The organism is Arcicella aquatica, from assembly GCF_034928825.1.
Classification (GTDB): Bacteria; Bacteroidota; Bacteroidia; order Cytophagales; family Spirosomataceae; genus Arcicella; species Arcicella aquatica.
Genome location: NZ_JAYFUL010000003.1, coordinates 185,138 through 191,812, shown reverse-complemented (window position 1 = coordinate 191,812; position 6,675 = coordinate 185,138). Strand labels below are relative to the sequence as shown.

At 33.8% G+C, this 6,675-nt stretch carries 4 protein-coding genes; 3 read left to right on the top strand and 1 reads right to left on the bottom strand.

Features of this window, described 5'->3' with window-relative positions; translation table 11 throughout:
• Positions 1 to 238: 238 nt before the first annotated feature.
• Complete coding sequence (locus tag VB264_RS03885) at positions 239 to 3,046, bottom strand: TonB-dependent receptor (RefSeq protein ID WP_323246932.1); 2,808 nt, start codon at positions 3,044 to 3,046, stop codon at positions 239 to 241.
• 301 nt (positions 3,047 to 3,347) lie between these two features.
• Between VB264_RS03885 and VB264_RS03880 the strand changes: the two genes are divergently transcribed.
• From VB264_RS03880 to VB264_RS03870, 3 genes are all read left to right on the top strand, one after another.
• Positions 3,348 to 4,574: an alpha/beta hydrolase family protein gene (locus VB264_RS03880; protein WP_323246930.1), complete on the top strand. Its 1,227-nt coding sequence runs from the start codon at positions 3,348 to 3,350 to the stop codon at positions 4,572 to 4,574.
• Between the two features lie 270 nt (positions 4,575 to 4,844).
• Positions 4,845 to 5,255 (top strand): hypothetical protein, encoded by a 411-nt coding sequence (locus VB264_RS03875; RefSeq protein ID WP_309916119.1) that lies wholly within the window; start codon positions 4,845 to 4,847, stop codon positions 5,253 to 5,255.
• A gap of 103 nt (positions 5,256 to 5,358) precedes the next feature.
• The gene (locus tag VB264_RS03870; RefSeq protein ID WP_323246926.1) at positions 5,359 to 6,249 is read left to right on the top strand and encodes a glycosyltransferase family 8 protein; all 891 of its coding nucleotides are present in this window, start codon (positions 5,359 to 5,361) and stop codon (positions 6,247 to 6,249) included.
• Positions 6,250 to 6,675: the final 426 nt, after the last annotated feature.

Here is a 6,675-nt window from a genome sequence, read left to right as displayed (position 1 = left end):
TGTGAGTTGTGAGTTGTGAGTTGTGAGTTGTGAGTTGTGAGTTGTGAGTTGTGAGTTGTGAGTTGTGAGTTGTGAGTTGTGAGTTGTGAGTTGTGAGTTGTGAGTTGTGAGTTGTGAGTTGTGAGTTAAGGAAAATTCAAATCTTGTATAGATAGTTCCTCAAAATTCATCTTTTTTCGAAAAAACCTAAAAAAAATTAATCACTCAATCGCTAACTCACTAACTCACAATTAAACACCTAACTCTTCCAATACTTCTTCAAATTATAGCTAAACGTAAGCATGAAGAATTGTTGAAGTACATTCGATTGAGCATCTTCAATATACGTCGTTGTAATATTTCTTTGGATACTTGTATTCAATTTCAGTAAATCAAACACAGACAAGCGAATTTCTCCTTGTTGCTTTTCGAATAATTTCTTCGCTACAGCCATATTCCAAAGCGTATAAGACTGATTAAACGATGAAGAAAGTCCAGAGTTTGAATAATAAGTAGCATCCGTATTAAATACAAGGCCCTTCCAGAAAATAACATTCAAACGCACTTTCAAGTTTTGATTAAAGTAATTGTTATTCAAACTTGAAGAAACTGTGTTCTGAACATAGCTAATGTTTGAGTTTGACGAAATCGTAAAGTCAACATTTGGGCTAATATTACTACTAACAACCAAACCGAGGGCATACTTCTGAGAATCGCTATAATTTAAAACATTATTAATCAAACCCGGCGTACGCGATAAACTAGCAGTAAGGTTGGTATTGATGTTTAATTTAAGAGACTTCACAGGGAAACCATAAGACATAAATCCTCGTAAAGAATACTGACCATCTAAATTGACTGGTCGGGATAACTGAGAACCTGCTTTTAATACAATGTCTTTACTGATTACGGTATCTCTGGCTGCTATAAAGCTACTATTAGTAATATTTCCCATTACAAAATTTGCACTCATTAAAGTAACAAAGTTTGAGAATGTAGTGGGGTTAGTTGCTGTATAGCGCAACGAAAGTTGGTGTTGATATTCCTGCATAAGCGCTGAATTACCTGTTGACAATTTCAATGGGTTGTTATTGTTTACCACCTCTTGCAATTGGCTAATACTTGGCTGTTGCGTTTGTGTTTGGTAATTAAAACGGATAGATTTAGCATTACCACTAATATTATAACGCATCGAGAATGAAGGCAAAATATTGTTAAAGCTTTTATCAAGGTTATACACTTTAGGGAATATTTGCTCATTCATTAAATGTGCATTTTGATAACGTACCTCAGCCGAAATATTCATCGTTCTTGAAAACTGACGAAATCCTGTTCCAATTCTATAATTGTAATAATCGCTATTAAAAACGTTACTTAAAAGTGTATCTAGGCGACTATACGTTTGCTCTGCATCCGAGAAATTATAGGCATACTTTTCTGATTGGTTTTCATTATAACCAAAACTTGTACTCAAGAAAACAGCACTTTGTTTACTGATAGGTTCGGAATAATACAAACTTGACGATAATCCAAAACCATTAGCATCAGTATGAGAACGCTGATTAAGGATTCTAGCTGATGGGTTTGTACCATAAAAATTATTCACTGATTTCAATGAACCGTCAGCATTTCTATCATTATACGTTGTAGTAACATTGAAAGTCAAAGAACGACCCATTTTAGCAAATCGGTGTCTGAATAAAATGTTATTTGAAAAATTGATAGCATGGTTATTACTAGCATTTTTATTAGTAACATCATTTAGTTTGGTAGTATTAAAATTGGTTACTCCATCATACCCTGAGTTAGCATCAGTCGTCTGAAAACTTAAGTTGGGTGTCATTACCAATGAATTATTATCATCTATTTTATATTCTAATCTAAAATAGGCACGATGGTTCAAACTGTTTGTACTTGAATTACTATTTTCACTATACGTTTGTCCTGTATTTGAACTTTGAATATATTGTTGGTAGGTTTTCTCAACAATTGAATTACTCGCTTGATTTAAGAAATAACTCCCTTGCAATTTTAGTTTTGTTCCCCACTCGTTAGAATAATTTAGACCAAAGGCATTCGTTGAATTATAACCAGGCTGATTATTAACTAAAAAATTGCTAGAATTATCACCGCCCCCGCCAGCACCTCCGCCACCACGGTTTCCACCTCCGCCACCACCGCCTCTACGCGATTGTGCACTTCCGCTTGCTACACCAATAAGGTCTTCAGAAGAAAAGTTTTGCTGATTGATATTGTTTGATTGAAACAAAAGTGTTAGACGACTATTTCCTTTGAATCTATTGATACTTGAAGTTACTCTATAGGTATCATTCGTTCCGACACCCGCCGCATTACGTCCAAAAACACCATTTCTCATGTCGGGACGCGTAGTGATATTAACTGTTTTTGTGGTATTACCATCATCTAAACCTGTCAATTGAGACTGCTCGCTCAATTGATCAAATACCTGAATTTTATCAATTACTTCAGCAGGAATATTTTTCATGGCAGCGGTGGCATCTTTTCCAAAGAAAAGCTTTCCATCAATCATTACCTGTTTTACTTCCTCGCCTTGAATTTGCATCTTACCATTTTCAACAACAGCCCCTGGAAGTTTTTCAATCAATTCGTCAGCATTGGCATCTGGGTTTACCTTGTAGGCACGAGCATTAAACTGTAGGGTATCTTTTTTCTGAATGACAGCGGCTACCTGTCCAACTACCTGTACTTCATTCAAGGTTTGGCTATCTTCAATCAAAAACATGGTTGCTAACGGAATAGTCGCTTCATCCGCAACCGTAACGGCTTGTCTGTATTCTTTATATCCGAGAAAACTTACACGAACAGAGTAGTTGCCAGCACCTACCTGAGTGAATTGAAACTTACCAGCTTCGTTAGTAGGCACTGTCCTTTTTTTGGTAGAATCTGCAAGGTTAACAAGCGAAACATAGGCACTTTTAAGTATTTTCTGTGTCGCCATCTCTCTGATTTCACCATTAATAGTGGTTTGAGCAGAGAGTTTTGAACAAAATAGGACTAGGGCTAAGAGAATATTTATTTTTTTCATAGCAAAAATTTGATTTTTATTTTAGCACAAATTAGAAAAACCATTATCTAAGCAATCAGTTTTGAGACAAGCACGAATAATTGTGCGACTTATCTGCAATTAATTTCTTTTGTGGTAACTTTGATTTCCATAGTTCATGTTAACCTTAGATAATTCATATAAAACGCTTAGATTAACGTAAATGGTAATGGTTTAATCATAAATTTTATTTTTTTTAGTTTCACAGAATAAATTGCCTAAACTTGGCATAGTTGCTTAAATAATATTTTATTTTCTTCGTTATAAACCATAAAAAAGAACAATGAAAAAACCTCAACACAATAAGATAGTATTATACTTCTTGTTTTTTTGCTTCAACATTTGGATTTCAAGCTGTAAAAGTGACGATACTCCTACTCCAGACCCTACTCCAAGCAATCAGTATTTAGTTAGCAGTACGCTTATTGGTACTTATTCAAAAGATGTATTGAAAACCAGAACAGAAGTATTGACTGGCGGGGTGAACGACCCTATCGTTGCCATTTTCATCAATGGCTTATTGAAGTATGATATTAAGGCTTATAAAATCGTTTATAAAACCAAAAATACAGATGGAACAGAAATTCAGGCTTCGGGAGCACTGATTGTTCCGCAAACTACTGAATCCATTCCTTTAATTAGTCAACAGCATGGCACTATTCGGACAGATAACGACGCTCCGTCTAATTATGGAACAAGTAGTGAGTCATATTCTATTGCCTCTTTGTTCGCTTCAAATGGTTATATTATTGCCTGTCCCGATTATATTGGCTATGGCACTTCTAAGAGCATAACCCATCCTTACGAGCATCGTGAAAGTTTAGCACAAGCTAGTTTAGATATGATTCGTGCATCAAAAGAATTTATAACGAATGAAAAATTAAATTGGAGCAAGAAATTAATGATTACGGGATATTCTCAAGGTGGTTTTGCGACGATGTCTTTACAAAAGAAAATAGAAGAGCAATACCCAACAGAATTCAATTTGGTGGCATCTTCTTGTGGGGCTGGGGCATACAACAAAACTGCCTTTATGAAATATTTAATTAACGAAACCACTCATGGTATTTCAGCATACAATCAGCTTTATATTTGGGTTGTTCAAACCTATAACCGTATTTACGGATTAAACAGGGCTATGAATACCTATTTCAAAGAGCCTTATGCTACTGATATTCAGACCAATGGCAACAATGCGAATGTAGCAGTTAGCTTCAATTTGGCTTTTGCCGATGCCTTCAAGAAAAATGTGAATGATGGAACGGATACTCAGTTCTTGAATGCGGTAAAAGATAATGATGTTTTTGACTGGGCTCCTAAAACAGAAACACAACTTTATCATGGCGATGCCGACCAACAAGTATTCTATTTGAACGCGACTACTGCTTATGCTGCCATGAAAGCAAAAGGAGGCAATGTGACTTTGATAACCAAATCAGGGGGTACACATGGTTCTACTTTACAGGATTATGCACTAGGAACATTTAATTTTTTTAATGGTAAAAAATAAATTATTTCAAAATGGTTTTTTACTTCTGAAGCTGTTTAAACTTTCAGTTTCCGAGGTGAAAGTATTGTATTTCTGAATTGATTTTTTCAAAATTTGCGAAGCATAGCATAGCTACGTTGAGTAAATTTTGGAACAAGCTATGCTAAAAGACTTAGTTTAACCCGAAAGGGAAAGTTTAAACAGCTTCTCTAAGTAAAAATGTCCATACTATTGAAAATTTCAATAATTGTTTATAATTTTATCAAAACCATTAAAATCCATTAACAATCAATGCAACTTTCGCTAATTTCTGAAATGCCCGAATTGGAGAAGAAAATCTTCTTGGACATTTATGCTAAGGTGTATTTTGATACTCGCCGTAATCGACCGAGGTTAAAAACCATTGATGGACAAGCCATTCCTTGCGACCTAAAAATTGGTTGCCCTACAAAAATCATTTCAGATTTTCCCGAAGGTACAATCTATAAATTGGATGCTCGGCTGATACAAAAAAATGGGCGTCAGCCTTATTTCTTAACTATTAATAAGAAGAAAGTACAGCGGGCAATTGAATTTTTTGAGCATAATTTGCAAATTCAAAAGGGACTGAAAGCTGAATGCAAAACTAAAAAAGTGACCTTTGAAAAGGTAAAAAAAGAGAAAAAAAATGACCCTTTCAAAGATGACATTTCTATTTTCTAAAACAAAAGGTTGATTATTATTAATCAACCTTTTGTTTTAAAAGTAATTAATATACAAATTTTGCACACAACAGAAACCCTACGACTAAGTATAATATTTTAACATGATGAAACAAAACAAGCCTATAACAATAGTAGTAGCAAGCGATAACCATTTTGTTGTATTGATTGCTGCTTTATTGAAATCTATTGATTTAAACCATAAAACGGATGAACATATAAATTTTTATATTATTGAAGACCACATTTCTGCTGAATCCAAAAGTCAACTTGAAAAGATAGTCAGTCCTGAAAGAATATCAATTAAATGGGTTAAAAGTAGAGAAATTGTTCCTCATAACGTCTTTTTTCCAGTTGATAGTTCAAGCTTTCCCATCAGCATTTTCTTTCGTTTATTTGCGCCTTACATCATTGATGAAACACTTGAAAAATTAATTTATTTAGATGTTGATACCATTGTGCAGGATGATATTTCTAAATTATGGAATATTCCTTTGAATGAACATACCATTGGTGCAGTACAAGATTATTCTAAAACTATTGACTGCGAATGGGCGGGCATACCCAACTATGCAGCACTAGGATTAACCCCTGATACTAAGTATTTTAACTCTGGGGTATTATTGATTAATCCCAAAAAATGGAGAGAAGAAGACATTACTAATAAAGTAATTGCCATATTAATCAAATACAAAAAATATGTAAGAATGGCTGACCAATATGGTTTGAATGTGGTGTTTGCCAATAAATGGTTAGAACTAGACCCCAAATGGAATTGGTTTGCGCTTTATAAAGACGAAAACCCTTCGCTCATTCATTTTGTTGAAATAAAACCTATTTTTTTGAATTACAAATTCAATCCAACTTTTAAAGATGAGTTTTATCGATATTTATCGCTGACTCCTTGGAAGAATTTCACACCGATAAGTGGCAACTGGAGGCTACTAAGAAAAATACAGAATAAACTAAAAAAGATTTTGCTCAAACTTATATAAGGTAGCAAATAGTTTGAAATCTCATCCTAGGCAAAGGAGTTAAGTTCTATTGATTACACACATCTTTGAAAAAATTAAAATGAGGATGTAATTATTGGGTAATCACCCTTCAAACTGAGCGTTCTTCGCCCCAATACAACTAGGATAGTGCATTTTTCTTCACTAATATTACAAAAACGGCAATTATCAAAAATTTACCGTTTTTGTTTTTTAAAATTATTCTTTAAAGAACGGATGAAGAAAGTTTTTATAATAGTAGCAAAGTAAATTGTATTATGTGTATTTTTTTTTTAGATTGTATGAAAGTATGGTATAAAATATGCTATATAACAAAAGACCTAAATTTTTAATTATCTTTAGAGGGATTAGTCTATTGGTTTAATACCTTTTTAACGCTGATAGCTTAAATATTTAATTTTAAAATTA